Annotated in this window: 2 protein-coding genes; both read left to right on the forward strand. The window is 69.6% G+C overall.

Going from position 1 to position 1,278, the window contains the following annotated elements:
* The coding region (locus ACH34T_RS44560; RefSeq protein WP_396027088.1) for a hypothetical protein at window positions 1–316 on the forward strand (316 nt) is incomplete at its 5' end.
* Window positions 317–393: 77 nt separating this feature from the next.
* Window positions 394–1,278, forward strand: an 885-nt coding sequence (locus tag ACH34T_RS44565) for a LysR family transcriptional regulator (protein ID WP_396027089.1), incomplete at its 3' end; no start/stop codon positions are given.

Here is a 1,278-nt window from a genome sequence, read left to right on the forward strand (position 1 = left end):
AGCCGGGGAGGTGAGGTTCATGAGTGGGACGGTGACCGAGGTCTGGGTCGCGGCCAGCGGCGGCCATGACATTGTCCGCGCTGATGCGATCGTGATGCTCCGCCTGGACGAGACCGGACGGCTGACCGCGCAGCTCCGCGACGACGCCAAGGTCAGCGTGTCCCTCCTGGAAGGCTCGTCCGACTCACACCTGCCCGATGACTTCCATCGTCAGCTGATCCGGGCGGTCGCCGAGCTCGCCGATTCCAGCGGCGCGCAACTCGTCCACGCGCGCCACGAAGGGGGCGTCTGGCACTGGATCAGCGAACCCCTCTAAAAGCACGCCGCTAGAAGCACGCCGCGAGGTGGGCCCCGCGAGCAGGTCTCGCTGTTCCAGCTCAGAAGGCAGGAGATGTGGAACTGCGCCAGCTCCGCTACTTCGTCGCCGTTTCCGAGGAGCTCAACTTCGGCCGCGCGGCGGCTCGCGAGCACATCGTCCAGTCGGCACTGAGCCAGCAGATACAGCGGCTGGAGCGGGAACTGGGCGTGCGTCTGCTGGAGCGCACCACCCACTACGTCGCCCTGACCCCGGCGGGCGCGGCATTCCTGGTCGAGGCGCGGCAGATCCTCGCTCAGGTGGAGCGCGCCGCCCAGGTCGCCCGGACGGCGCAGGGCACCTCGCCGGCGTTGCGGGTGGGCATCATCGACTCCAGCTATGACTCGATGCCGCAGATCCTCCATGAGGCTCAGGCGCTCTACCCGGACCTGGTGATCCACCAGGTGGAGGTCGGCGTCCCCGAGCAGTATCAGCAGCTCGTCGACGGGCGTCTGGACGTGGGCATCGGCCGTGCCGCACTGGCGCCGAGCGGGGTCGCCTCACACCTGTTCCGCCTGGACCGTCTCGGGGTCCTGGTCCCTCGCGGGCACCGGTTCGCCGACCTGGACGCGGTCCCGGTCGAGGCCCTCGCCCGCGAACCGCTACTGCTGGCCGAGGAGATGAAGGCCCCGGAGTTCAACCAGTTCACCGTCGAGATGTGCCGGGCGGCCGGCTTCACCCCGACGGTGCACGAGGGCACCGTCGACAGCGTCCACGCCGCGTCCGCCCTGGTCGCCCAGGGCCGCTGCCTGTACTGCGTGCCCTCGTCCTGCATCTCCGCGCTTCCGGGGACGATCTGGCGCCCGCTCACCGGCCCGGTCTCGTTCTACCCCTGGTCGATCCTGTGGCGCGCTTCCGACGACTCCGATCACGTACATGCCGTCGTCACCTGCGCCCGGAACATGTCCGAACGGCTCGGCTGG

The sequence above is a fragment of the Actinomadura sp. 9N215 genome, from assembly GCF_044326345.1.
Lineage (GTDB): Bacteria > Actinomycetota > Actinomycetes > Streptosporangiales > Streptosporangiaceae > Spirillospora.